Annotated in this window: 24 protein-coding genes; 1 reads left to right on the top strand and 23 read right to left on the bottom strand. The window is 73.0% G+C overall.

Going from position 1 to position 24,475, the window contains the following annotated elements; all coding sequences use genetic code 11:
* Positions 1-15: 15 nt before the first annotated feature.
* Positions 16-795 carry a hypothetical protein gene (locus tag AB0I29_RS06800; RefSeq protein ID WP_357479596.1) on the top strand — a complete coding sequence of 260 codons (780 nt, stop codon included), beginning with the start codon at positions 16-18 and terminating at the stop codon, positions 793-795.
* On the opposite strand, the gene AB0I29_RS06795 is transcribed toward AB0I29_RS06800, so the two are convergent.
* The 23 genes from AB0I29_RS06795 to AB0I29_RS06685 all read right to left on the bottom strand — a co-directional run bounded on the left by AB0I29_RS06795 (position 792) and on the right by AB0I29_RS06685 (position 24,377).
* Entirely contained in the window at positions 792-1,427 is a 636-nt protein-coding gene (locus AB0I29_RS06795; RefSeq protein WP_357479593.1) for an HAD family phosphatase, read from the bottom strand. The two genes, AB0I29_RS06800 and AB0I29_RS06795, sit on opposite strands and share 4 nt — an antisense overlap.
* Complete coding sequence (locus AB0I29_RS06790; RefSeq protein ID WP_357479590.1) at positions 1,424-3,856, bottom strand: primosomal protein N'; 2,433 nt, start codon at positions 3,854-3,856, stop codon at positions 1,424-1,426. Before AB0I29_RS06790 ends, AB0I29_RS06795 begins: the two co-directional genes overlap by 4 nt.
* 229 nt (positions 3,857-4,085) lie before the next feature.
* A complete protein-coding gene (metK, locus tag AB0I29_RS06785; RefSeq protein ID WP_285104689.1) occupies positions 4,086-5,276 on the bottom strand; it encodes a methionine adenosyltransferase in 1,191 nt (396 codons plus the stop codon).
* Positions 5,277-5,334: 58 nt separating this feature from the next.
* A complete protein-coding gene (gene coaBC, locus AB0I29_RS06780; RefSeq protein ID WP_357479586.1) occupies positions 5,335-6,564 on the bottom strand; it encodes a bifunctional phosphopantothenoylcysteine decarboxylase/phosphopantothenate--cysteine ligase CoaBC in 1,230 nt (409 codons plus the stop codon).
* Between the two features lie 44 nt (positions 6,565-6,608).
* Complete coding sequence (gene rpoZ / locus AB0I29_RS06775; RefSeq protein ID WP_020015401.1) at positions 6,609-6,944, bottom strand: DNA-directed RNA polymerase subunit omega; 336 nt, start codon at positions 6,942-6,944, stop codon at positions 6,609-6,611.
* A 92-nt stretch (positions 6,945-7,036) separates the two neighbouring features.
* Positions 7,037-7,603, bottom strand: coding sequence for a guanylate kinase (gene gmk / locus AB0I29_RS06770; protein WP_357479582.1), 567 nt, complete (start codon positions 7,601-7,603; stop codon positions 7,037-7,039).
* Positions 7,604-7,632: 29 nt separating this feature from the next.
* The gene (gene mihF / locus AB0I29_RS06765; RefSeq protein ID WP_020015403.1) at positions 7,633-7,944 is read right to left on the bottom strand and encodes an integration host factor, actinobacterial type; all 312 of its coding nucleotides are present in this window, start codon (positions 7,942-7,944) and stop codon (positions 7,633-7,635) included.
* 277 nt (positions 7,945-8,221) lie between these two features.
* A complete protein-coding gene (gene pyrF, locus AB0I29_RS06760; protein WP_285104863.1) occupies positions 8,222-9,124 on the bottom strand; it encodes an orotidine-5'-phosphate decarboxylase in 903 nt (300 codons plus the stop codon).
* Positions 9,125-9,195: 71 nt separating this feature from the next.
* A complete protein-coding gene (gene carB / locus AB0I29_RS06755; protein WP_285104683.1) occupies positions 9,196-12,594 on the bottom strand; it encodes a carbamoyl-phosphate synthase large subunit in 3,399 nt (1,132 codons plus the stop codon).
* Entirely contained in the window at positions 12,594-13,919 is a 1,326-nt protein-coding gene (gene carA, locus AB0I29_RS06750; RefSeq protein ID WP_357479879.1) for a glutamine-hydrolyzing carbamoyl-phosphate synthase small subunit, read from the bottom strand. The genes carB and carA overlap by 1 nt, the downstream gene beginning before the upstream one ends.
* A 23-nt stretch (positions 13,920-13,942) precedes the next feature.
* The gene (locus AB0I29_RS06745) at positions 13,943-14,581 is read right to left on the bottom strand and encodes a hypothetical protein (protein ID WP_357479577.1); all 639 of its coding nucleotides are present in this window, start codon (positions 14,579-14,581) and stop codon (positions 13,943-13,945) included.
* Positions 14,578-15,948, bottom strand: a complete 1,371-nt coding sequence (locus tag AB0I29_RS06740; protein ID WP_357479575.1) for a dihydroorotase — start codon at positions 15,946-15,948, stop codon at positions 14,578-14,580. Before AB0I29_RS06740 ends, AB0I29_RS06745 begins: the two co-directional genes overlap by 4 nt.
* The gene (locus AB0I29_RS06735; protein ID WP_357479572.1) at positions 15,945-16,982 is read right to left on the bottom strand and encodes an aspartate carbamoyltransferase catalytic subunit; all 1,038 of its coding nucleotides are present in this window, start codon (positions 16,980-16,982) and stop codon (positions 15,945-15,947) included. The genes AB0I29_RS06740 and AB0I29_RS06735 overlap by 4 nt, the downstream gene beginning before the upstream one ends.
* Complete coding sequence (gene pyrR, locus AB0I29_RS06730) at positions 16,979-17,632, bottom strand: bifunctional pyr operon transcriptional regulator/uracil phosphoribosyltransferase PyrR (RefSeq protein ID WP_285104859.1); 654 nt, start codon at positions 17,630-17,632, stop codon at positions 16,979-16,981. Before pyrR ends, AB0I29_RS06735 begins: the two co-directional genes overlap by 4 nt.
* A gap of 208 nt (positions 17,633-17,840) precedes the next feature.
* Positions 17,841-18,257, bottom strand: a complete 417-nt coding sequence (locus AB0I29_RS06725; protein WP_357479569.1) for a helix-turn-helix domain-containing protein — start codon at positions 18,255-18,257, stop codon at positions 17,841-17,843.
* Entirely contained in the window at positions 18,251-18,724 is a 474-nt protein-coding gene (locus AB0I29_RS06720; protein ID WP_357479566.1) for an SRPBCC domain-containing protein, read from the bottom strand. Before AB0I29_RS06720 ends, AB0I29_RS06725 begins: the two co-directional genes overlap by 7 nt.
* Positions 18,725-18,867: 143 nt before the next feature.
* Positions 18,868-20,154: an MFS transporter gene (locus tag AB0I29_RS06715; protein WP_357479564.1), complete on the bottom strand. Its 1,287-nt coding sequence runs from the start codon at positions 20,152-20,154 to the stop codon at positions 18,868-18,870.
* A 25-nt stretch (positions 20,155-20,179) separates the two neighbouring features.
* Positions 20,180-20,596, bottom strand: coding sequence for a transcription antitermination factor NusB (nusB, locus tag AB0I29_RS06710; RefSeq protein WP_285104672.1), 417 nt, complete (start codon positions 20,594-20,596; stop codon positions 20,180-20,182).
* A gap of 148 nt (positions 20,597-20,744) precedes the next feature.
* Positions 20,745-21,308: an elongation factor P gene (efp, locus tag AB0I29_RS06705; protein ID WP_285104671.1), complete on the bottom strand. Its 564-nt coding sequence runs from the start codon at positions 21,306-21,308 to the stop codon at positions 20,745-20,747.
* Positions 21,309-21,422: 114 nt separating this feature from the next.
* Positions 21,423-22,142 carry a hypothetical protein gene (locus tag AB0I29_RS06700; RefSeq protein WP_357479561.1) on the bottom strand — a complete coding sequence of 240 codons (720 nt, stop codon included), beginning with the start codon at positions 22,140-22,142 and terminating at the stop codon, positions 21,423-21,425.
* A gap of 106 nt (positions 22,143-22,248) precedes the next feature.
* Positions 22,249-23,001 (bottom strand): hypothetical protein, encoded by a 753-nt coding sequence (locus AB0I29_RS06695; protein WP_357479558.1) that lies wholly within the window; start codon positions 22,999-23,001, stop codon positions 22,249-22,251.
* Positions 23,002-23,174: 173 nt separating this feature from the next.
* Positions 23,175-23,633: a type II 3-dehydroquinate dehydratase gene (locus AB0I29_RS06690; RefSeq protein ID WP_357479555.1), complete on the bottom strand. Its 459-nt coding sequence runs from the start codon at positions 23,631-23,633 to the stop codon at positions 23,175-23,177.
* Between the two features lie 102 nt (positions 23,634-23,735).
* Positions 23,736-24,377, bottom strand: a complete 642-nt coding sequence (locus AB0I29_RS06685) for a hypothetical protein (protein ID WP_357479552.1) — start codon at positions 24,375-24,377, stop codon at positions 23,736-23,738.
* Between the last annotated feature and the right edge of the window lie 98 nt (positions 24,378-24,475).

Raw genomic sequence — 24,475 nt, 5'->3', positions numbered from 1 at the left:
GTTCGGAGGACCCCGATGCGCCGATCCATGCTCGTCCCAGCAGGGCCCCTCAGGACGGTGCTCACGGCAGGGCTGATCGCGGGGCTCACGGCAGGGTGCGCGGCGGGCACACCGGGTGCGAGCCCTGACGACGCCGACCGCGCCCACCCCACCGACCGCACTAACCGGACCGACGCAACAGGCGCGGGATTCGCCGAGGTGCTTGCCCGGCCCGCCCCCACCGCCGACTACGCCTGGTACCCGGAGACGGTCTCAGCGGCCCTGCCGTCGGTCCCGTACCTCGACGGCGGCGAGGCGCCCGCCTCCGAGCTGGCCGCGGTCGGACGGTTCACGGGCTGGGCGGCCGGCGAACCAGCAGGTCCGGCAGATTCGGACCACGAGATGATCGACCTGACGTTCGCGGTCGACGAGGTCGTCGACTCGCTCGGCGACCTGACGATGCTCGAGGGCGGCACGGTCACGGTGCACGTCGGCGTCGACGGCTCCGCCGACCGTGACACCGACCGCGACCGGGTGGCCGAGGAGCTGCTCGCGCTGGACGACGTCGTGCTGTTCCTGAACCACGTGGGACCAGAGCCCTGGCCGCCGCCGGAGTGGGTCGTCGTGTTCGACAACGCCTTCCTGGGGGACGTGCACGACGACGACGCGATCACCTGGCCCGTGGCGGAGGCGATCGCGGCCAACAACCCCGCCGACTCCCACCCGGAGGCCGACGTGACCACCCTCGACGAGCTGCGGGCGGCGGCTACAGCGTCGGCGTCGGCGTCCGAAGCAACGGCAACGGCGGGGGGCTAGCCGGCGACCGGGAGCCCCAGCGCGCGCAGGTCCCTGCGCAGGGCCTCGGTGTCCGTGAACACCACGCCGTGGAACCCGACGCCACGCGCCGCGTCCACGTTCACCTGCTTGTCGTCCACGAACACGGCGCGCGACGGGTCGACGCCGAACCGCTCGACCACGAGCTCGAAGATGCGCCGGTCCGGCTTGGCCATGCCCTCTCGGCCCGAGACGATGACGTCCTCCATGAGCCCGATCGCCGGCGCGGCGGGCGCGGCGCTGTGGAAGGTCTCGGCCTGCCAGTTGGTCAGCCCGTACAGGCGCAGCCCCAGGCCCTTCAGCTCCGCGACCAGCTCCGCCGAGCCCTCGATCGGGCCCGTCAGCGACAGCTCGTAGTGCTCGACGTACCGCCGCAGGTCCTCGACGTGGTCGGGGTGGGTGCGCGCCACGCGCTCCAGGAGCACGGAGTACGCGGTCCCGGCGTCGGCGGCGTGGTTGAGCGAGCCGAAGTCCACGGCCTCGAAGAACGCCTCGACCTCGGCTCGCGGGCGCCCCTCGTACGGGCCGAAGGGGTCCCAGCCGATGAGCACGTTGCCGAAGTCGTACACGACCGTGTCGATAGCGGTTTCGTCGGGGCGGTCGGCTGCGGTCACAGCATCTCCTTCGGGTCGAGCTGAACACGGACGGTGCCGCCCTCGCGGCGCGCGGAGCGGACGGCCAGGCTGGCCTTGAGCCTACGGGCGAGCTCGTCGCCCTGGGCAAGCGGTACGCGCAGCACGGTCCGCACGGGCAGGTCGAGCGCCTGGACGCCGCTGTCCCTGCTGCTTCCCGAGCGGCTTCCCGCGCCGGCGCCCCGGCGGGCCGACGGCGCCCCGGTCCCCCGGCCACCCGGCCCCCTCCCGGGTGTCTCCGGGTCGATCTCGACGGGTCCCAGCACGCCGGAGCCCGCGCCCAGGTCCTCGCGCAGCCCGACCCGGCCGACGACGGCGTCCACCGCCGTCCGGTCCCCGGTCACGGCGGCGACCCGGACGGCGGGCGGCAGGTGCAGCTCGGCGCGCTCGTCGAGCTCGCGCCCCGCGAAGCCGGCCGGGTCCCAGCGCACCAGCGCCTGGGTGGGTCCGGGGGCGCCGTCGCCCACGAGCAGCACCTGTCCCCCGGGTCCGGGACGGACCAGCGACGACGCCGCGAGCCAGCGGTGCAGCGCCTCCGTCCCGGCGGCGAGGCCGGTGCCGCCGGTCATCACGGCGGCATCGAGCAGGAGCGCGATGGCGTAGCCGCCGTCCGCGACGGGCTCGGCCCCGGGGGTCGCCACGATCAGCGCGGGGGTGGCCGGGACGGCGTCGATCACGCCCCCGGGGGCCGACGCGGCCGAGAGCCGCACCGGCACCCCCGTGAACGCGCGGCCGAGCTCCTCCGCGGTGCGCGCCGAGCCGACGCGGACCGACCGCAGGCCCGTCCACCCGCACTCCTCGCACCGCCAGCCGCCGGCCAGGCGGCCGCACCACGTGCACTGCGGGGCGCCGTCGGCGTGCGGCAGCCCGAGGGGCCCGTGGCAGTGCCCACAGCGGGCGGCGACGCGGCAGCGTGAGCACGCGACGACCGGCAGGTACCCGGAGCGGGGTACCTGCACCAGCACCGGGCCCCGGTCCAGGGCCTCGCGCGCGGCACGCCACGCGGTGGACGGGAGCCGCGCCGCGGCGGCGGCGCCCTCGCGCGCCAGCTCGACGGACGTCAGCGCCCGCACCCGCGGCGCCCGGGCTCGGACGATGTCCCGGGGCGCCGCCAGCTCGCGCGCCCAGCCGGACGCGAGCAGTGCCTGCGCCTGCACCGTGCGCCCGGGCGAGCCCAGCAGGAACGCCGCGTCCTCGCGCTCGGCCCGCAGCGCCAGCACGTCGCGCGCGTGCGGGTACGGGGCGTGCGGCTCGGCCAGCGTCTCCTCGCCGTCGCCCCACAGGACCACCAGGCCGAGGTCGGCCACCGGGGCGAACATCGCGGCCCTGGTCCCCACCACGACACGCGCCGCGCCCCGCGACGCCCGCAGGAACGCCCGGTACCGGGGTGCGGGGCCGTCGTCGGCGAGCAGCCGCACCACGTCGTCGGCGGCGATCCCGGCGCCCTCCAGGGCGGCGGTCACGCGCTCCACGTCCCGCGCGTCCGGCACCACGACGAGCACCCCCCGCCCGCCCGCCGTGCACGCCCGCACGACCTGCGCGACGGCGGCGGCCCAGTGCGGGGTCCGCGTGCCCGAGCCGGAGCCGCCGTGAGAGCCCGCGTCCACGCCCACGCCCGGCAGCGCCGACCACACGGCCCGGGGCGCCTCTCCCGCCAGGATCCGGCGCAGGTAGGCCTCGCCCCCGCGGTACGGGACCCAGGCGGACGACGACGGCGGCGCGAGGGCCGGCTCGTCGGAGACAGGAACGCCAGGGGCAGGAACGTCGACGACTGCCGGGCCGGAGGCTGCATCCTCGGGGGGTGCTTCTTCGGACGCGGCGGCCGAGGCGGCCGGGCCGGAGCTCGCTCCGACAGAACCTGGCTCCTTCTCCACGCGCGCGTGCCGTGGCGGCAGCGCCAGGCGCAGCACGTCGGCGAGCGTGCCGGCGTACCGGTCGGCCACGGCGCGGCACAGGTCGAGCACCTGCGGGGTCAGCACCCGCTCGCCGGACACCACGCGGCGCAGGGGCACGAGGCGGCCGTCGTGGTCCGAGGTCTCCTGGCGCGCGACGACGTAGCCGGCCACGTCCTGCCGTCCGAACCGCGCCTTGATCCGCACGCCGGGCTGGGCGTCGTCGGCCATGGTGGCGGGGACGAGGTAGTCGTACGGCTGGTCGAGGTGCGCGGGCTGCAGGTCCAGCACGACACGCGCGACCGGCAGGGTCTCCGCGATGGGGATGCCGTTGGTCTCGGCGTTGTCGAGCGGGTCCCGGCTCTTGGCCTTGCCCCGGCCGCGCGCGGGCACACCGCCCACCTCGTCCAGCCCGAGCAGCGCCCCGTCGTCCGCCGCGCCGTCCTCCACCCTGCCGTCCTCTGCGACACCGCCCTCCGCCGCGCCGTGCTGCACGGCCTGGTCCACGTCCCCGTTCACGTGCCTATCCCATCACGCGCCACCCACACGCCGCGGCGCACGCCGGCCCCGGCCAGCTGCCGCGTGAGGTCGGCACCGCGAGGTCGGCACCGCGAGGTCGGCACTCCGCACTCAGGTCGGCACTCCGCATCGAGATCGGCACAGGCCTGGACCGATCTCGATGCAGAGTGCCGACCTCAAGGCATGCCGGTCAGCGGGCTGCCGACCCCGGCGCCCAGAACACCAGCCCTCAGAACAGGCTCAGCAGGTCCTCGACCCGGTCCGTGCGCTCCCACGTGAAGTTGGGCAGGTCGCGACCGAAGTGCCCGTAGGTGGAGGTGGCCCGGTAGATGGGGCGCAGCAGGTCGAGGTCGCGCACGATCGCGGCGGGGCGCAGGTCGAACACCTCGTGGATCGCCGCGGTGATCTTCTCGACCGGCACGGTCTCGGTGCCGAACGTCTCGACGTAGAGGCCCACGGGGTGCGCCTTGCCGATCGCGTAGGCGACCTGGACCTCGCAGCGCCGCGCGAGCCCGGCGGCCACGACGTTCTTGGCCACCCAGCGCATGGCGTACGCGCCCGACCGGTCCACCTTCGACGGGTCCTTGCCGGAGAAGGCACCGCCGCCGTGCCGCGCCATGCCGCCGTAGGTGTCCACGATGATCTTGCGGCCCGTCAGGCCGGCGTCGCCCTGGGGCCCGCCGATGACGAACTTGCCGGTCGGGTTCACGAACTGCCGGGCGCCGGTCCAGTCGAGGCCCGCGGACTCCAGCACGGGGGCGATGACGATCTCGGCCACCTCGACGTGCAGCTTCTCCTGCAGCACGTCGGCGTCGTGCTGGGTGGAGAGCACCACCGTGTCGACGGCGACGGGCCGGTCGCCGTCGTACCCGATGGTGACCTGGGTCTTGCCGTCGGGGCGCAGGCCCAGCAGCTCGCCCGACTTGCGGACGGCGGCCAGTCGCTCCGAGAGCCGGTGCGCGAGCCAGCCGGCCACGGGCATGAAGGCGGGCGTCTCGTCGGACGCGTAGCCGAACATCAGGCCCTGGTCGCCGGCGCCCTGGGCGTCCAGCGGGTCGAGGTCGCTGGTGTCGTCACGCATCTCGAGGGCCTTGTCGACGCCCTGCGCGATGTCGGGCGACTGCTGCCCGATGGAAACGGACACACCGCACGAGTCGCCGTCGAACCCGATGGCCGAGGAGGTGTAGCCGATCCCGCGCACCACGTCGCGCACGATCTGCGGAATCTCGACGTAGGCCTCGGTGGTGACCTCGCCTGCGACATGGACCAGGCCGGTGGTGACCATGGTCTCCACCGCGACGCGCGACGTCGGGTCCTGCTCCAGCAGGGCGTCGAGGATGGCGTCGCTGATCTGATCACAGACCTTGTCCGGATGACCCTCGGTCACGGACTCGGACGTGAAAAGGCGCAGCTCGCTCATGGGTACCAGCCTACGGTCTCGCACAGTGGGAAGTCGATCCTGGCAGGTGAGACGGGGGTCACGGGAGGAGCTTGGCGACGGCATCCCACAGGGCGTCCGCCACCTCACGCTTCGTCCCGGAGGCCAGGCCGACGACGTCGCCGGCCCCGTCCAGGATCGTGACCTCGTTGCTCTCGGTGCCGAACCCGCGCCCCGAACCGACCGCGTTCACCGCGATCAGGTCGGCTCCCTTGCGCCGGGCCTTGGCCCGCCCGTGCTCCAGCACGCTGCCGCCGGCGTCGCCCGTCTCTGCGGCGAAGCCCACCACGACCTGGCCGGGACGCAGCCGGTCGTGCGCGATCTCCGCGAGGATGTCGGGGTTCTCGACGAGCTCGATGGGTGCGGGACCCTGTCCCGGCACCTTCTTGATCTTGGCGTCCGGCGTGACGGCGGGGCGGAAGTCCGCCACGGCGGCGGCCATCACCACGACGTCCGCCTCCGCGCCCACGGCCCGGACGGCGTCACGCAGCTCCGTCGTGGACTCCACCTGCACGACGGAGCAGGCCCGCGGACCGGCCAGCACCTGGTCGGTGACGTCCTGCGCGAGGTTGGCCGCCACGAGCGTCACGTCGGCGCCGCGCGCGGCGGCGGCCTGTGCCAGCGCCACGCCCTGCCGGCCGCTGGACCGGTTGCCGATGAACCGCACCGGGTCGATGGCCTCGCGTGTGCCGCCCGCGGACACGACGACCCGCCGGCCGGCGAGGTCGAGGTTCTCGGCCGGAGAGTCGTCGACCAGCGAGAGCGCCTCGCGTGCGATGTCCTCGGGATCGGGCAGCCGCCCCGGGCCGGTGTCGGCGCCGGTCAGGCGGCCCGAGGCGGGCTCGATCACGTGCACGCCCCGCTCGCGCAGGGTCGCCACGTTCGCCCGGGTGGCGGGGTGGTCCCACATCTCGGTGTGCATCGCCGGGGCGAGCACCACCGGGCAGCGGGCCGCCAGCAGCGTGGTGGTCAGCAGGTCGTCCGCGAGTCCCGCGGCGGCACGCGCCATGAGGTCAGCGGTGGCGGGCGCGACGATCACGAGGTCGGCGTGCTGCCCCAGCGAGACGTGCTGCACGCCGGGGACGTCGTCGAACACCTCGGTGCTGACCGGCTCGCCCGACAGCGCCTCGAACGTCGGGGCGCCCACGAACTCCAGCGCCGCGCGCGTGGGGATCACGCGCACGGCGTGCCCCTGCTCGCGCAGCAGCCGCAGCAGGAGCACCGCCTTGTACGCGGCGATCCCACCGGAGACGCCGAGGAGGATCCTCATCGGTGGTCGCCCTCCAGGACCAGCGGGCTGCCGGTCACGTCCGGTCAGGCCGGGAACTCGGGCAGCGACTGCTCGGCCTTCGCGGCGGCAGCGGCGTCAGCCTGCGCCTGCACCTCGGCCGGGTCGACCTCCTCGATGGTGAGGAGGCCCTGGGTGATCTCGCGCATCGCGATGGAGAGCGGCTTCTCCTGGTTGCGGGTCTCGACGAGCGGGCCCACGTTCTCCAGGAGGCCCTCGTTGAGCTGCGAGTAGTACGCGTTGATCTGACGGGCGCGCATGGACGCGTACAGCACGAGGCCGTACTTCGAGTCGATGCGCTCGAGCAGCTCGTCGATCGGCGGGTCGGTGATGCCCTCAGGGGCGGCGACGGTTCCGGCCATGGTGAAGCTCCAGAAGTCTTGGGTGACGGGGGAAAGTCCGAGGGACGAGTCTACCTGCTCTGTCACCCGGAGGTGGCAGGCAGCGCGCCGGGTCAGCCGACCGGTGTGGTGGAACCCACACCCATCACGGCGACGAGCGCGTCCGTGGCGCGGTGCACGTCGTCGTTCACGATGGTGACGTCGAACTCCTCCTCGGCGGCGAGCTCGACGCGCGCCGTGGTGAGGCGCCGCTCCCGCTCCTCCGAGTCCTCGGTGCCGCGACCGACGAGCCGCCGGACGAGCTCGTCGAAGCTCGGCGGGGCGAGGAAGACGAACCGGGCCTCCAGGCCCGAGGCCGTCACCGCGTCGCGCACCTGGCGCGCGCCCTGGAGGTCGATCTCCAGGAGCACGGGGACCCCGGCGGCGAGCTTCTGCTCGACCGGTCGCCGTGGCGTCCCGTACCGGTTACGACCGTGCACCACTGCCCACTCGAGCATCTCGTCGGAGGCGACCATGCGGTCGAACTCCTCCGGCGACACGAACAGGTAGTGCACTCCGTCCACCTCGCCCGGGCGCGGCGACCGGGTGGTCGCCGACACGGAGAGCCAGACCTGCGGATAACGGTCCCGCACGTCGGCGGAGACCGTGCCCTTGCCCACCGCGGTGGGTCCTGCGAGCACGGTCAGCCGTGCGGGTTGTGTCGTACTGATCAGCCAAACCTCTCGATGAGCGCCGCCGACTGGTGCGGTCCGAGGCCTCGGACGCGGCGGGTCTCGGCGATCCCGATCTCTTCCATGATCGCCCTGGCCTTAACCTTACCGACCCCGGGCAGCGACTCGAGCAACGAGACGACCTTGAGCTTGCCCACGACGTCGTCCTTCTGGCCCTGCTCGATGACCTCCCTCAGGGAACCTTGCGAGTACTTGAGCTTGTTCTTGATCTCTGCCCGCGCGCGTCGCGCCTCGGCTGCCTTCTCGAGTGCTGCCGCACGCTGCTCGGGTGTGAGGGGTGGTAGTGCCACGCAAGTCACCTACTCGTCTCTCGACCGGTCTTCTGACTCGGGACGTCCGGTCCTCGCTCGGGCCCGATGCCCAAGTCCGTGACCTGGCCCGCAACCGGTCTGGTGTGAACTGCTGCATCGAAAGTAGCCATCGCCTCAGTGGTCGGCAATCGCAGAACGCCACTTCGTGAAAACTCATGCACATGCGCTTTTAGGCATTTAGTGCATTCCACGACAAAGCGCCCACGATCCATAGGGATCGTGGGCGCTTTGTCCAAGACGCGGTTCACGGCGAGAATCAGCCCCGCAACGCCTTCGTGGCCTCCTTCGCGGCCGTGCGCGCGGCGCTCACCAGCGCCTGAGGGTCGGGTCCAGCGGCGAGCACTCCCCGGGACGACGACGCCAGCACGTTCCGCCGGGCGCCGCCGAACGTCGTGGCGAGCTCGCGCTCCCCCGCGCCCTGCGCGCCGACGCCAGGGGCCAGCAGCGGGCCGTTCACGGCCACCAGGTCCGTCCCCGTCGCGGCCACCGCGTCGCCGATCGTGGCGCCCACCACGAGGCCCACCGAGCCCATGGGCTCGGCGCCCGCGTTGAGCACCGCCGCGTGCGCCGCCATGAGGGCGGCGACCGAGGTACCCCGCCCCTCGCCCCCGGCCCCGCCCTGGCCCTCGACGCGCCGGACCGCGTGCTGCACCTCGAAGCCCTCCTTGTTGGAGGTGAGGCACAGCACGAACAGGCCCCGGCCCGTGGCCGTGGCGAGCTCGACGGCGGGCTCCAGCGAGCCGAAGCCGAGGTACGGCGAGACCGTCAGGGCGTCGCCGGCCAGGGGCGATCCGTCCGCCAGGAAGGCGTCGGCGTAGGCGCCCATGGTCGAGCCGATGTCGCCCCGCTTGGCGTCGACGATCGTCAGCGTGCCCGTGCTGCCGGACCCGCTGCCCGACCCCGTCGCCCGGGCCGCCGCGATCACCTCCTCCAGCACCGCGAGGCCGCGCGAGCCGTGCCGCTCGAAGAACGCCGCCTGCGGCTTGAACGCCGCGACCCTGCCCCCGAGCGCGTCGACGACGCGCAGGGAGAACTCCCGCAGGCCGTCGACGTCGTCGGACAGGCCCCAGGCGTGCAGGAGCGACGCGTGCGGGTCGATGCCCACGCAGAGCGGCCCGTGCTCGTCCATGGCGGCGGCCAGACGCGCCCCGAACGGCACCACGTCGTTCGACGACGCCGTGCCGCTCGCGGACCCGGTGCCGTTCGCGGAGCCCGCCGGCGACCCGCCGCTCACGCGTGCGCCCCCGCCGGGGACGCCACGGCGCCCGCCTGCGCGGCCGCACGGCGTGCCGACGTGGCCGCCGTGTGCTCCTGGAGGCTCGCCACCTCGAACGGGCCCGCCAGCACCGCCTCGATGCCCTGCACCGCTGCCGCGAGCTGGTCCACCGTGGTGGCGATCGGCTTGTCGGCCGCCGTCGTGGCCGCGCGGATCTCGTAGCCGTCGGCGCGGGCGCCCTGGCCGGACGGCGAGTTCACCACGAGGTCGATCTGCCCCTCGGTGATGAGCCCGACGACGGTGAGCTCGCCGTCCGGCCCGCGGCCCTCGGTGTGCTTGCGCACCTCGGTGGCCTCGATGCCGTTGCGGCGCAGCACGTTCGCGGTGCCGGCCGTGGCCAGCACCTTGAACCCGAGCTCCACCAGGCGCTTGACCGGGAAGACGACGTGCCGCTTGTCGCTGTCGGCCACGGAGACGAACACCGTGCCCGACGTCGGCAGCCCGCCGAACGCCGCCGCCTGCGACTTGGCGAACGCATGCGGGAAGTCCTTGTCGAAGCCCATGACCTCGCCCGTGGAGCGCATCTCCGGGCCGAGCACGGAGTCCACGACGAGGCCCTCGCGGGTGCGGAACCGCTTGAACGGCAGCACGGCCTCCTTGACGGCCAGCGGCGCGCCCAGGTCGAGCGTGGCGCCGTCGTGCTCCGGGAGCACGCCCGCCGCGCGAAGGTCGGCGATGGACTCGCCCACCATCACGCGCGCCGCGGCCTTGGCCAGCGGCGTGCCCGTCGCCTTGGAGACGAACGGCACGGTGCGCGACGCGCGGGGGTTGGCCTCCAGGACGTACAGGACGTCGCTGACGAGCGCGTACTGGACGTTGAGCAGGCCGCGCACGCCCACGCCCCTGGCGATCGCCTCGGTGGAGCGCCGGATGCGCGCGATCTCGGCCTCGGAGAGCGACACCGGGGGCAGCACGCACGCCGAGTCGCCGGAGTGGATGCCGGCCTCCTCGATGTGCTCCATGACGCCGCCCAGGAACAGCTCCTCGCCGTCGTACAGCGCGTCGACGTCGATCTCCATCGCGTCGTCCAGGAAGCGGTCGATGAGCAGCGGGGCGGCCAGGGTGCCGGTCGCACCCGAGTCCGCGTGCGTCGCCGCGGCCGCCTCGAGGGCGCGCTCGACGTAGCCCGTGAGCTGGTCCTCGCTGTAGACGATCTCCATGCCGCGGCCGCCGAGCACGTAGGACGGGCGCACCAGCACGGGGTAACCGATGCCCTCGGCGACGTCGCGGGCCTGGGCCAGCGACCGGGCCGTGCCGAACGCGGGGGCCGGCAGACCGGCGTCGAGCAGCACCTGGCCGAAGATGCCGCGGTCCTCCGCGGCGTCGATCGCCTCGGGGCTGGTGCCCAGGATCGGCAGCCCGGCCTCGGCGAGGCGTCGCGCGAGGCTCAGCGGCGTCTGCCCGCCGAGCTGGACGATGATGCCCTTGACGGGACCGGCCGCGAGCTCGGCCTGGTAGACCTCCAGGACGTCCTCGAAGGTCAGCGGCTCGAAGTACAGGCGGTCGGACGTGTCGTAGTCCGTCGAGACCGTCTCCGGGTTGCAGTTGACCATGACGGTCTCGTACTTGTCCGCCAGCGCCAGGGTGGCGTGCACGCACGAGTAGTCGAACTCGATGCCCTGGCCGATGCGGTTGGGCCCGGAGCCGAGGATGATCACGGCCTCCCGCTCGCGGGGCGCGACCTCGGTCTCGGAGTCGTAGCTCGAGTAGTGGTACGGGGTCTTGGCCGCGAACTCGGCCGCGCAGGTGTCCACGGTCTTGTAGACCGGGCGGACGCCCAGGGCGTGCCGGATCTCGCGCACCGTGGCCTCGCCGGAGGTGCCCATGCCGCGCAGGCGCGCGACCTGGGCGTCGGACAGACCGTGCCGCTTGGCGTGGCGCAGCAGGTCCTCGGTGACCGTGGGCGACGCCGCGACGTCGGCGGCGACCTCGTTGACGAGCTGGATCTGGTCGAGGAACCAGGGGTCGATCTTGGTGGCGTCGAAGACCTGCTCGAGCGTGGTGCCGCCGGGCGTGCCGACCGAGCGCAGGGCCTGCTGGACCTGGACCAGGCGCTGCTCGGTGGGCCGCTCGATCTCCTTGAGCAGCGTGGCGAGCGCGTCGCCCGTCGGGGCGTCGCCGTCCCAGTGGAACTGCACGCCGCCCTTGTCGATGGAGCGCAGGGCCTTGCCGAGCGCCTCGGTGAAGTTGCGGCCCAGCGCCATGGCCTCGCCCACCGACTTCATGGTGGTGGTCAGGGTGTCGTCGGCGGCGGGGAACTTCTCGAACGCGAACCGCGGGACCTTGACCACCACGTAGTCGAGCGTGGGCTCGAAGCTCGCGGGGGTCACCTTGGTGATGTCGTTCGGGATCTCGTCCAGCGTGTAGCCGACGGCGAGCTTGGCCGCGATCTTCGCGATCGGGAAGCCGGTCGCCTTGGAGGCCAGCGCCGAGGAGCGGGAGACGCGGGGGTTCATCTCGATGACGATGATGCGCCCGTCGGCCGGGTCGATGGCGAACTGGATGTTGCAGCCACCCGTGTCGACGCCGACCTCGCGGATCACGGCGATGCCGATGTCGCGCAGCTTCTGGTACTCGCGGTCGGTGAGCGTCAGCGCGGGCGCGACGGTCACCGAGTCGCCGGTGTGCACGCCCACGGGGTCCACGTTCTCGATGGAGCAGACGACCACGACGTTGTCGTCCTTGTCGCGCATGAGCTCCAGCTCGTACTCCTTCCACCCCAGGATGGACTCCTCCAGGAGCACCTCCGTGGTGGGCGAGTAGTGCAGGCCCTGCCCGACGATGCGGTGCAGGTCCGCCTCGTCGTAGGCCAGGCCGGAGCCGAGGCCGCCCATGGTGAACGACGGGCGCACGACCATGGGGTAACCGAGGATCTCGGCCGCCTTGAGGGCCTCGTCGATCGTGTGCACGATCTCCGAGCGCGCCGACTCGCCACCGCACTTCTCGACGACGTCCTTGAACTGCTGGCGGTCCTCGCCCTTCTGGATGGCGGGGATGTTGGCGCCGATGAGCTCGACGCCGTACTTCTCCAGCACGCCGGCCTCGTCGAGCGCGATGGCGGCGTTCAGCGCCGTCTGCCCGCCCAGGGTGGGCAGCAGGGCGTCGGGGCGCTCCTTGGCGATGATCGTGGTCAGCACCTCGGTGGTGATGGGCTCCACGTAGGTCGCGTCGGCGAACTCGGGGTCCGTCATGATCGTGGCCGGGTTCGAGTTGACCAGGATGACCCGCAGGCCCTCCTCCTTGAGCACCCGGCAGGCCTGGGTGCCGGAGTAGTCGAACTCGCACGCCTGGCCGATGACGATCGGGCCGGACCCGATGACCAGGACCGAGGAGAGGTCGTTACGGCGAGGCATCAGTGGTTCTCCTCGGTGTCGTTCTGGATCGTGTTCTGGGTCTTGTTCTGGGTCTTGTTCTGGGTCTTGTTCTGGGTCTTGAGGGCCGGCGGCCACGCCGCCGGGTTCGTCAGCAGGCCGACGAACCGGTCGAACAGGTACGCGGCGTCGTGCGGGCCGGCGGCTGCCTCGGGGTGGTACTGCACCGAGAAGGCGGGCAGGTCGAGGCAGGTCAGCCCCTCCACGACCTGGTCGTTGAGGCCCACGTGGGAGACCACGACGCGGCCGTAGCGGCCGCCGTCGTGCGGCGCCTGCGAGACGGCGGGGGCGCCGGCGTCGTCCACCACGGGCGCGTCGACCGCGAAGCCGTGGTTGTGCGCGGTGACCTCGACCTTGCCGGTCGTCCGGTCGAGCACGGGCTGGTTGATGCCCCGGTGCCCGTAGCCGAGCTTGTACGTGCCGTAGCCGAGTGCCCGGCCGAGGAGCTGGTTGCCGAAGCAGATGCCGAAGAACGGGATGCGCCGGTCCAGGACGGCACGCAGCAGCTCGATCTCGTGGCCGGCGGCGCCGGGGTCGCCCGGGCCGTTGGAGAAGAACACGCCGCGGGGCGCGTCGTCGGGCAGGTCCGCGAACGCGCCCAGGACGTCGTCGATCGTCGAGGACTGGGGCACGACGACGACGCGCACGCCGCGCTCGGCCAGCCGCGCCGGCGTCATGGACTTGATGCCGAGGTCCACGGCGACGACGGTCGCGACCGGGGTGCGCCCGGCGTGCTCGCCGGCCGGGTCCACCGTGTAGGCCTCCTTCGTGGAGACCTCCGGGGCGAGGTTCGCGCCCGCCATCTGCGGCGAGGCCTGCACCTCGGCCACGAGCTCCTCGACGGGGCGCGGGTAGCCGCCGCGCACCAGGTCGTCGCCGGAGAAGATCCCGGCGCGCATCACGCCCTCCTCGCGCAGGCGGCGCGTCAGGGCGCGGGTGTCGATGTCAGAGATGCCGACGACGCCCTGCGCGGCGAGCTCCTCACCGAGCGAGCGCTGCGCGCGCCAGTTCGAGACCCGGCGCGCGGGGTCGCGCACCACGTAGCCGGAGACCCAGATCCGGCCCGACTCGGGGTCCTCGTCGTTGACGCCGGTGTTGCCGACGTGCGGCGCCGTCATGACGACGATCTGGCGGTGGTAGGACGGGTCGGTCAGCGTCTCCTGGTAACCGGTCATGCCGGTGGAGAAGACGATCTCGCCGAACGTCGTGCCGGTGGCGCCGTAGGCGCGGCCGCGGTAGGTGGTGCCGTCCTCGAGGACCAGCGCTGCGGTAGTTACGGACGGCTGTGCTGCCGCCTCTGCGGACATCTCTGCGGACGTCGTCGGGATGGTCACCGGGCCTCCTGCTGGTGCGGGTACTGCTGGTGCGGGTACTGCTGTTCGGGATGCTGCTGGGCCTGCGGGTGCTGAGCCTGGTGGCCGGTCTGCCGCTGGTCCTGCTGACCCGGCTGCTGCCGGTCGGCGAGCAGGTGGCGGACGGCGTCCACCAGGCCGCCGCGGTCCTGCGCGCGACGCGGGCGCAGCCCCGTGTCGACCAGGGCCGCCGGGACGCCGTCGGCCTCCGGGACGGCCCAGGTGAGGACGACGAGGCCGTCCGCGCCGACGTACTTGCCCGCCATGCCCGGGGCCAGGCCCGCGCTGCGGATGGTGCTCACGGGGAGCCACAGGTCGTCGGTGCCGTCGCGCTCGATGAGAACGCCCGTCCGGTGCACCGTGACGACCGCGTGCGAGCGGTCGCCCAGCCCGTGTGCGCCCACCCGGGCGAGCCAGTCGCCGTGCAGGGTCGTGGAGACGTAGATCGCCTCCACGGGTCCGAAGCGCACGGCGCCCGGGGAATCCGCGGGCGGCGACGGCGGCACCGGCACGACCGTGGTGGTGCGCTGCGCGAGCCGGCGCCGGCCGATGAGCGTCACGTACAGCACGAGGAAGATCGCCAGTGCGACCAGCACGGCGACGGACAGGACCGTCATCGGGTGGCTCCTTCGAGAGTGCCGCCGACAGGAGTGCCGTCGACGGGCGCGCCGTCCAGGACCGTCGCGCGGCCCCGGAGGAACGTGGCGACCACGCGGCCGGGGAGCTCCATGCCCTGGAACGGGGTGTTGTCGCTCGCGGTGACCTGGCTGCGGCCGTCGATCGCGCGGGTCGCGGCGGGGTCCACCAGGACCAGGTTGGCGGGCTCGCCGACGGCGATCCGGCGGCCCTGGGTCTCGCCGATCCGGCCGATCCGCGCGGGGTTCTCCGACAGCACACGGGCGACGTCGGCCCAGGTCAGGCGGCCGGTGTCGACCATGGTCTGCTGCACCACGGACAGCGCCGTCTCCAGGCCGGTCATGCCGAAAGCGGCCGAGGACCACTCGCAGTCCTTGTCCTCGACCGGGTGCGGCGCGTGGTCCGTGGCGACGATGTCGATCGTGCCGTCGGCCAGGCCCTCGCGGACCGCCTCGACGTCCTTGGCCGTGCGCAGCGGCGGGTTCACCTTGAACACCGGGTCGTAGTCACGGGCCAGCTCGTCCGTGAGCACGAGGTGGTGCGGCGTCACCTCGGCGGTGACGTCGATGCCGCGACCCTTGGCCCAGCGGATGATCTCCACGGAGCCCGCGGTGGACAGGTGGCAGACGTGCAGGCGCGAGCCCACGTGCTCGGCCAGCAGCACGTCGCGGGCGATGATCGACTCCTCGGCCACGGCGGGCCAGCCGGTCAGCCCGATCTGCGCGGAGACGACGCCCTCGTTCATCTGCGCGCCCTCGGTCAGGCGCGGCTCCTGCGCGTGCTGGGCCACGACGCCGTCGAACGCCTTGACGTACTCCAGCGCGCGGCGCATCAGGACCGGGTCGTGCACGCACTTGCCGTCGTCGGAGAAGACGCGCACGCGGGCGGCGGAGTCGGCCATGGCGCCCAGCTCGGCGAGCTTCTCGCCGCCCAGGCCCACGGTGACGGCGCCCACGGGGTGCACGTCCACCCAGCCGGCCTGCTCGCCCAGCCGGTGCACCTGCTCGACGACGCCCGCGGTGTCCTGCGTCGGCGTCGTGTTGGCCATGGCGTGCACGGCCGTGAACCCGCCTGCGGCGGCGGCGCGGGTGCCGGAGAACACCGTCTCGGCGTCCTCCCGGCCCGGCTCGCGCAGGTGGGTGTGCAGGTCGACGAGGCCGGGAAGAAGGACCAGGCCGTCCTCGTCCGTGCCCGTCGAGGTGATCTCGTGCGCGCCGTCCGGCACCTCGACCGTGCCGGGCGCCCCGAGGGCGGCGATCACGCCGTCCGCCAGCACGACGTCGACCGGGTCCGTGCCGTAGGGACGGACCCCTCGCAGGACAAAGGTCTGCGGTCTCGCGGTGCTCACAGGACGTTCCTCTCGTCGGTGCTGGTCTGCTGGGTGCTGGAACCCGAGTCGCTGCTGTCGGTGCCGGACAGCAGCAGGTACAGGGCGGCCATCCGGACGGCGACGCCGTTGGCCACCTGCTCCACGATCACGGAGCGGGGGTGGTCGGCGGCGGCCGCCGAGATCTCCAGGCCGCGGTTCATCGGCCCGGGGTGCATCACGATCGCGTGGTCCGGCAGGACCGCGAGACGGCGGGCGTCGAACCCGAACTTGCGGCTGTACTCCATCGGGCTCGGGAAGAACGCCCCCGAACCGCCCGACATCCGCTCACGCTGCACCCGAAGCATCATGACCGCATCCGGCTGCCACCGCTCGAGCGTCTCGTCCAGGTGGTAAGAGACGCGGCACGGCCAGGTCTCCACGCCCACCGGCACGAGCGTGGGCGGCGCGACCAGGGTCACCTCGGCGCCCAGCGTGTGCAGCAGGTAGACGTTCGAGCGCGCGACCCGGGAGTGCAGCACGTCGCCGACGATCGCGATGCGCAGGCCGGCCAGGTCGGCGCCGACGGAGGTGTCGGTGCCGCGACCGTCTTCACCCACGTGGCCCACCAGGTGCCTGCGGATCGTGAACGCGTCCAGCAGGGCCTGCGTGGGGTGCTGGTGCATGCCGTCGCCCGCGTTGAGCACGCCCGCGTCGAGCCAGCCGGCGTGCGCGAGCTGGTGCGCCGCGCCGGAGGCCGAGTGCCGCACGACCACGGCGTCGGCCCCCATGGCGTGCAGCGTCAGCGCGGTGTCCTTGAGCGACTCGCCCTTGGACACGCTCGACCCCTTGGCCGAGAAGTTGATGACGTCCGCCGACAGCCGCTTGGCCGCGGTCTCGAACGAGATCCGGGTGCGCGTGGAGTCCTCGTAGAACAGGTTCACCACGGTGCGGCCGCGCAGCGTGGGCAGCTTCTTGTTCTCGCGCGACTGGGTCGCGGCCATCTGCGCGGAGGTGTCCAGGAGCAGGATCGCGTCGTCCTTGGACATGTCCTGGGTGGTCAGGAGGTGCTTCATCGGGCGCCCCTCTCGGTGCTCGCGGGGGCGGGGCTGGTGGTCGGGGCGCTGGTGGTCGGGGCCGCCTCGCTGATCACCACGGCGTCCGCCCCGCCGTCGACGTCGGCCAGCCGGACCCGGACACGCTCGCTGCGCGACGTGGGCAGGTTCTTGCCCACGTAGTCCGCGCGGATCGGGAGCTCGCGGTGCCCGCGGTCCACGAGGGCGGCGAGCTGCACCACGCGGGGGCGGCCGAGGTCGTTCAGGGCGTCGAGCGCGGCGCGGATGGTGCGGCCGGAGAAGAGGACGTCGTCCACGAGGACGACCACCTTGTCGTCGATCGTGCCGTCCAGGCTGCCCGGGAGCACCGTCTGCCCGACGGCGCGCGTGGGCTGACGACGCAGGTCGTCGCGGTACATGGTCACGTCGAGCGTGCCGTGCTCGCCGCTGAAGGTGGGCTCGATCTGCGCGAGGCGCTCGGCGAGCCGGCGGGCGAGCTGCACGCCGCGCGTCGGGATACCGAGCAGGAGCAGGTCGGCGGCGCCCTTGTTGCGCTCCACGATCTCGTGGGCGATGCGGGTCAGCGCCCGGGCGATGTCGGCCTCGCCGAGCACCGTCCTCTCGGCGGCGGTGCCGGGGGTGCTGTTCGGGGACTCGCTGGATTCGGGCATGCGGGTGCCAGGGTTCATCTGGCGACCTCCTTCTCCGCCTCACTGGACGGGATTAAAGGGAGTCTGACAGCCACCACCATAACGCGCCGTACCTGTGCCGGATGCCGACGTCCGCGCCCGCCGGGAGGGGCGTTGCTCACATCCCGGGCGGGCGCGGCGCGGGCGCCCGTCGTCAGCCGCGCGCCAGGCGTCGGCCGCGTGCGAGGCGTCAGCCGCGCTCCAGGCGTTCCGCGATCCCGGCGATGCGACCCAGCCGTGCCTCCCACGCGTCCCCGATGCGCTCGAGCCGACGCCCCAGCGCCGTCAGCTCCGCGCCGAGCGCGCGATACCGGCGCTCACGACCGACGACCCAGGACTCCGCCAGCCCCGCGGCCTCCAGCACCGCGAGGTGCTTGGCGATCGCCTGCCGCGTCACCGGCAGTCGCGCGGCGAGAGCGGAGGCGGTCAGGCCCGACGCGGGGTCGAAGGCGCCTTCGGCGGCACGCTGCTCCAGGTGCGCCTCCAGGCGCTCCTCCGGGTGCTCCCCTGAGTGCTCGCCGCCCGACAGCGCCTGGAGCACGGCCCAGCGGGTCTCGTCGCCGAGCGCCGCGAACGCGGCGACCGGCGAGGCTGCCGACGTCACCACGTGCGGGACTCGACGTACTCGACGAGCTCGTCCAGCTCGCCGTCCCAGCCCTCGCGGTTGCCGTCCAGCGCGGCGCGCACCGCGTCGTCGGTGTCGCCGGTGAAGCCGGTCTCGTGCACCGTGAGGTAGGTGCCGGCACCGTCGGGCTCCAGGGTGAACGTGGCCTCGGTCATGCGCTCGGGCTCGTCGGCCGACTGGCCCCAGCGGTAGGCGAGCAGGCGGCCTGCCTCCGCCCGGGTGACCTCGAAGGCGAACCAGCCGTAGCCCTCGAAGTGCAGCCGGCCCCGGGTTCCGGCGGCGAGCGGGCCGCCGTCGTCGGTCTCGCAGCCGTCGCCGAACCAGCCGGCGACGTGCTCGGGCTCGGAGAGGGCGCGCCAGACCGCGTCAGGTCCGGCGGCGACCCGGACGGTGCGTGTGACCGAGCGTGCGGCGAGGTCGATGCTGGCGCGGGGCTGGGTGGTGGTCATGGTTCCTCCGGGAGCGGCTCGATCGGGTGGCGAACGCAACCATCTGGTTGCACCTCTACGATGCACCCGGGCTGGCCAATGCGCAACCCTTTGGTTGCATTGCGTACTGGTAACACCGGTCCCCCGCTTCGCTCGATCCGCGCCTAGTCCCGCAGCACCGCCGCCGCCAGTCCTGCCGCGACCGCGACCAGCGCGAGCACCATCCCGACCGTCCCGGGCCAGCCCGCCAGCGCGAACCCGATCCCGCCGAGCCAGCCGAACAGGCTGGATCCCGCGTAGTAGGCCAGGTTGTAGACGGCGGCAGCCTGGGTCCGCGCCTGGGGCGCCGCGACCGGCGTCCACCCGCTCGCCACGGCGTGCGCGCCGAAGAAGCCGGCGGTCAGCACGACGAGCCCGGCCAGCACCAGCGGCAGCCAGCCCGACAGCGTGGCCGTCACCCCGAGCGCCATCACGCCGGCCGACACGATCAGCACCCGGCGCCGGCCGTGCCGGAGCACGAGCCGTCCCGTCCGCGCCGACGACCAGGTCCCGGCCAGGTAGGCGAGGAACACGAGGCTCACCACGCCGGGCGAGAGGTCGAAGGGCGCGGCTGCGAGGCGGAAGCCCAGGTAGTTGTAGACGGCGACGAACCCGCCCATGAGCAGCAGCCCCTGCGCGTCGAGCACGAGCAGGCGCGGGTTCAGCAGCGCGCGGAACCGCCCGAGCCGGCCGCGGGGAGCCCTGCGGTCGGGGGCGGCGGCGGGCGCGGGGTCGGGGTCGGGGTCGGGGTCGGGGTCGGGGACAGCGTCACCACCGTCGGGCAAACCCGCGCACTCGGCCACGGACGCGGCGCGCGGCCCTCGGTCGCGGGGGGCGAGCCAGATGAACGCGCCCGTGGCGACCAGGCACGCCACGGCGACTGCGCCTACGCCCGCGCGCCAGCCGAACAGCTCGGCGACGCCGCCGGACACGAGCCGCCCCAGCAGCCCGCCCATCGACGTGCCCGCCACGTACGTCCCGGCGGCGCGCGGGACCGCGGCCGCCGCGCCCGACTCGATCAGCATCTCCGTCAGGTAGGCCATCGCGACGGCGGGCGCGCCCGCGACGAACAGCCCCTGGACGGCGCGCCCGGCCACGAGCAGCTCGAAGGACGGCGCGAACGGGACCGCGAGGCCGACGGCGGTGGCGCCGAGCATCGCGACGGTCATCGCCCGCACCCGCCCGACGCGGTCGGCCACCCACGCCCAGGGCAGCACCCCCACGGCCAGGCCGAGGGTGGCGGCGGAGACGAGGAGCGAGGTCGCGGACGCCGACGTCGCGAGCTCGCGGGCGGCGTCGGGCAGGACGGACTGCGGTGCGTAGAGCTGGGCGAACGCAGCGGTCCCGGCGCCGAACAGGGCGACGAGCAGACGTCGCTCGTCGAACCGTCCAGCGCCGGGACCAGTGCTCACAGTGCGTGCCGGCTTGCGTGCCGGCTCAGGCCAGCAGGGTCGGCTTCAGGTCCTTGACCCGGCCGAGCAGGCCGTTCACGAAGGCCGGGGAGTCGTCCGTGGACAGGTCGCCGGCAAGGTCGACCGCCTCGTCCAGCGCGACGGCGTCGGGCACGTCGTCGTTGAAGAGGACCTCCCACGAGCCGATCCGCAGCAGCGCGCGGTCGACGGCGGGCATGCGGTCGAGCGTCCAGCCCTGCGAGTAGGTCTCCAGCACCTCGTCGATGCGGTCGCGGTGGGCGACCACGCCCTCCACGATGTCGACGGCGTACTGCGGAACTGCCGCCTCGGTGTGCGGCACGGCCACGCGGTCGGCGAGGAGCGTCAGCGGGTCGATGCCGCGCTGCTCCGCCTCGAAGAGGATGTCGGCGGCGCGCTTGCGCGCCTTGGTGCGTGCGCCCATGGTCTCTCTCTGTTGCGGAAAACTCGGCGGGTAGCTCGGCTGGGTTGCTCAGCCAGGAACCCAGCTGGGGAACTCGTGTCGCGCGGCTCGACCACGAGCCGTGCGACACGAACTGCGGCCGACCCGGTACGGGCCGGCCGCCGGTGGGTCACTCGGTGACGCGACCGAGGTAGTCGCCCGTGCGGGTGTCGACCTTGACCTTGACGCCCTGCTCGAGGAACAGCGGGACCTGGATCTCGGCGCCCGTCTCGAGCGTCGCCGGCTTGGTACCACCGGTGGAGCGGTCGCCCTGCAGGCCCGGCTCCGTGTAGGTGATCTCCAGCACGACGGACGCCGGCAGCTCGATGTACAGCGGGGTGCCGTCGTTCGAGGCGAGCATGACGCTCATGCCCTCGAGCATGTAGTCCTTCGCGTCGCCGACGGTCGCGGCCGACACGTTGATCTGGTCGTACGTGTCGTTGTCCATGAAGACGAAGTCCTCGCCGTCCATGTACAGGTACTGGAAGTCGCGACGGTCCACGTTGGCCGTCTCGACCTTGATGCCCGCGTTGAACGTCTTGTCGACGACCTTGCCGGACAGCACGTTCTTCATCTTCGTGCGGACGAACGCTCCACCCTTGCCCGGCTTGACATGCTGGAACTCGATGACGGACCAGAGGTTGCCGTCGATGCGGAGCACGGTGCCGTTCTTGATGTCGTTGGAGGTAGCCACGTTCGTCTTCCTGTGTCGGGTGAAGGGTGTACCCCGGGGCACGCCGACGAGAGGCCGGCGGCTGGGGTGATCAAGCGAGGTGTCAAGCAGCAGCGGTCAAGTCTACCGGACCGGTCAGAGGACGAGCGCATTCAGCACGACGAGTCCCAGGAGTCCGGTGGCGACCGACCAGATCAACGAGGCGAGCGTACCCACGACGAACCGCTCCGACGCGACGGGCTGGTCGCGCAGCTCCGCATACCGCCCCAGGCCCTTGATCGCGACGACGATCGCGATGCCGTACGGGTAGCCGGCCAGGAGGGAGCCCGTGATCGCCAGGCGCTCCAGCACGCCGAGCCACGCGCCACCCCGGAGGATCGCGACGGCGTCCGGGTGCATCGTGCCGGTGGGCGACTCCTCGCCGGTGTGCCCGCCCTTCACCACGCCGGACCCGCCGTCGGCGCCGGAGCCTGAGCCCTTCGCCACGTTCTCGCCAGCGACCTTCTCACCCGTGGCCTTCTCACCCGTGGCGGACTCGGTGCCCTCGCCGGTGGCGCCTTCTGCGGCTGCGCCTGTCGCGGCTGCACCTGTCGCGCCTTCGCCTGGCGCGCCCTGACCTGCGACGCCTTCGCCTGCGGCACCTTCGCCTGTAGTGCCCTCGCCCGGCTCCAGGGCCTGCGGGTACACGGGCGGCTTGTAGCGCGCCCAGGGCAGGTCGCCGCGGCCCGCGCGGCGCAGCACCCACGGCACCACCCACGAGCCCACGATGACGCTCAGCGCCAATGTGATCAGCCAGGTCGCGACAGCGGCGACCCACTGCAGTCCGTCGAGGTAGTCCAGCATCTCCCAGGTCACGGCGTGACGTTCCCCTCAGCTCTTCGCGCCAGCTCTTGGCGTGGTTCTTCCTTGGCGACGGCCTCGGCTCGACGACGAGCCCGCCTCTGACCAGGCACGTTCTTCGCTACGGCCCTTCCGTGGCGATGGAGTCGGGCCCGGGCACCAGGTCCGGGCCCACCGAGCTGCTCAGCTCGGCGAGCAACCGCACCACCACCGGCCGCACGGCCTCCTCCTCCTGCCAGAGCGCCGCCCGGATCCGCTGGCTCACCGCCTGTTCGCTGACGTGCAAGGACTGGGCGACGATCTTCTGTCGTCCCGGTTTGTCCGCCAGCGAGGCGAGCGTATCGGCGACCTCCCACCCTTGGGGGGTACGGCGCGCGCGAATCGCCGCGAGGAGCCGCAGCAGCGCCTCGACCTCGGCGGCAAGGTCGGGCGGCGCCGCGTCGGGGTCCGGGGCAGGGCCCGTCGCATCCGAGACGGTGGTCCTCAGGTCGGGCGCGCCCGGCGGCGGCCCCTCCACCGCGACCGACGTGCCCCTGCCACGCGTCTTGGCCCGCTCGACGGCGTCACGGGCGCGGTAGAAAGCGAACCCGCGGGCCTCCCGGGACACCGTGGGCAGCGGCCCCTCGACCTGGCCGACGCCGATTCCGATGCTCCAGCCCTGGTCCCGCAGCAGGTGCAGGGACAGGTCGACGGCGAGCTCGGCGCCCGCCCGGCCCGACGCCAGGATGCCCTGCACCTCGTCGCCCACCGTGCGTTCGAACCCCACGACGACCCCCTCGCGGAAGCGCGTCAGTCGCGCAAGCTCCGCGAGGACCTCGGGAACACGGTCGGCCGCGAAGGTCGAGCCCCGCTGGTCGACGGTCAGTACGATCATCACTTAAGCCTAGAGCCTTAATGTCTCGCTATCAAGGGTTAAGCCTTGCGGAGGCCATGTCAAGCCTTGAGGCTTGTTATGGAGATAACGGACACCTGCCGAACTCTGACGCCGGCCGCGATCCCACCTCCGGTGCCAACGCCGACACCGGACGCGACCTCCGCAGCACCGAGCTACTCCCCCAGCCGCGTCGCGATCGCTGAGAGGGCGAGCCGGTACGAGTCGAACCCGAATCCCGCGACCGTCCCGGTCGCGATGCCGGCGACGACCGAGTAGTGGCGGAACGACTCCCGCGTCGCAGGGTTCGACAGGTGCACCTCGACCAGCAACAGCCCCGCCGTGGTGACCTGCGCGGCGGCGTCGCGCAGCGCGTACGAGTAGTGCGTGAACGCGGCGGGGTTGAGCACGACGTGGGCATCGGCGTCCACGGCCTCGTGCAGCCAGCCCACGATCTCGGACTCGCCGTCGGTCTGCCGCACCTCGACTGCCAGGCCGAGCTCGTCGCCCCACCTCGCCGCAGCGACCTTGAGGTCCGCCATCGAGGCGTGCCCGTAGATCTCGGGCTCGCGGACGCCGAGCCGGCCGAGGTTGGGACCGTTGAGCACCAGGACGCTGGGCAGTGCAGAAGCCATGGCCGCGAGCCTAGTGGCCCGCCACGGCTGACGTCGCCGGATCTCAGACCCGCCGGCCTCGGACGGGTCGGCCTCGGACTCACCGGCCTCGGACGCGGGACCTCACACCTTGCCGCTGCCGTGCACGATCCGGTGACCACCCGTCGCCTCGGCGATCCAGTCGGTCACCTCCGGGCGCAGCTCGCCCCAGCTCCAGAAGGTGAAGCCGAGGCAGGCCAGCGCAGCATCGTCGGCCGACCACTGCGTGACCGGGGACGCGGCGCCGCACTCCCGGCACACCAGGTCGACTGCTCCGTCACCGTCACCGTCACCGTCACCATCACCGCCGCCGACGCCGCCCTCGCGCCAGGCGGCCGCCGCGTCGTAGAACCAGCGCAGCCCGTCCTCGTCGGAGCAGGTGGGGCCGAACTCCTCGGGCGGCCCGAAGAACGACCTGCGGACCGAGCACCGGGGACAGGTCACCGCGTCGACGCCGCCCCGCCCTCCGTCGTACACCTCACGCCCCACCCCGACCGCCATGCCCCACGGGGCCTCCCCGGAGACGGCCCCGGCCACAGACACGGCCAGGGTGTCCGCCCACGCCGGACCCGGCGGGTGCCCGACGCCGCCCAGTGCCGCGTCCTGGGATACCTCCGGCAACAGCACTCCGCGCGCGACGAGCGCGTCCACGACCCGTTGCCCCAGCTCACGGGCGTCGGCCTCGGTCGCGTCCAGATCGGCGACCCACTCGAAGTACGTACCCACGGCATCCCCCTCGCCTGACTGTTGTCCATACCGCCGGCACCCGATCTCAGTGCCCGGCGTCGCGCACGCTACCCCCGACCACTGACACGCCCTGCCGG

Source organism: Promicromonospora sp. NPDC050262, from assembly GCF_040655935.1.
Taxonomy (GTDB): domain Bacteria; phylum Actinomycetota; class Actinomycetes; order Actinomycetales; family Cellulomonadaceae; genus Promicromonospora.
Note: the sequence above shows the minus strand (reverse complement) of the source record. Positions and strands in the feature narration are given on the sequence as shown.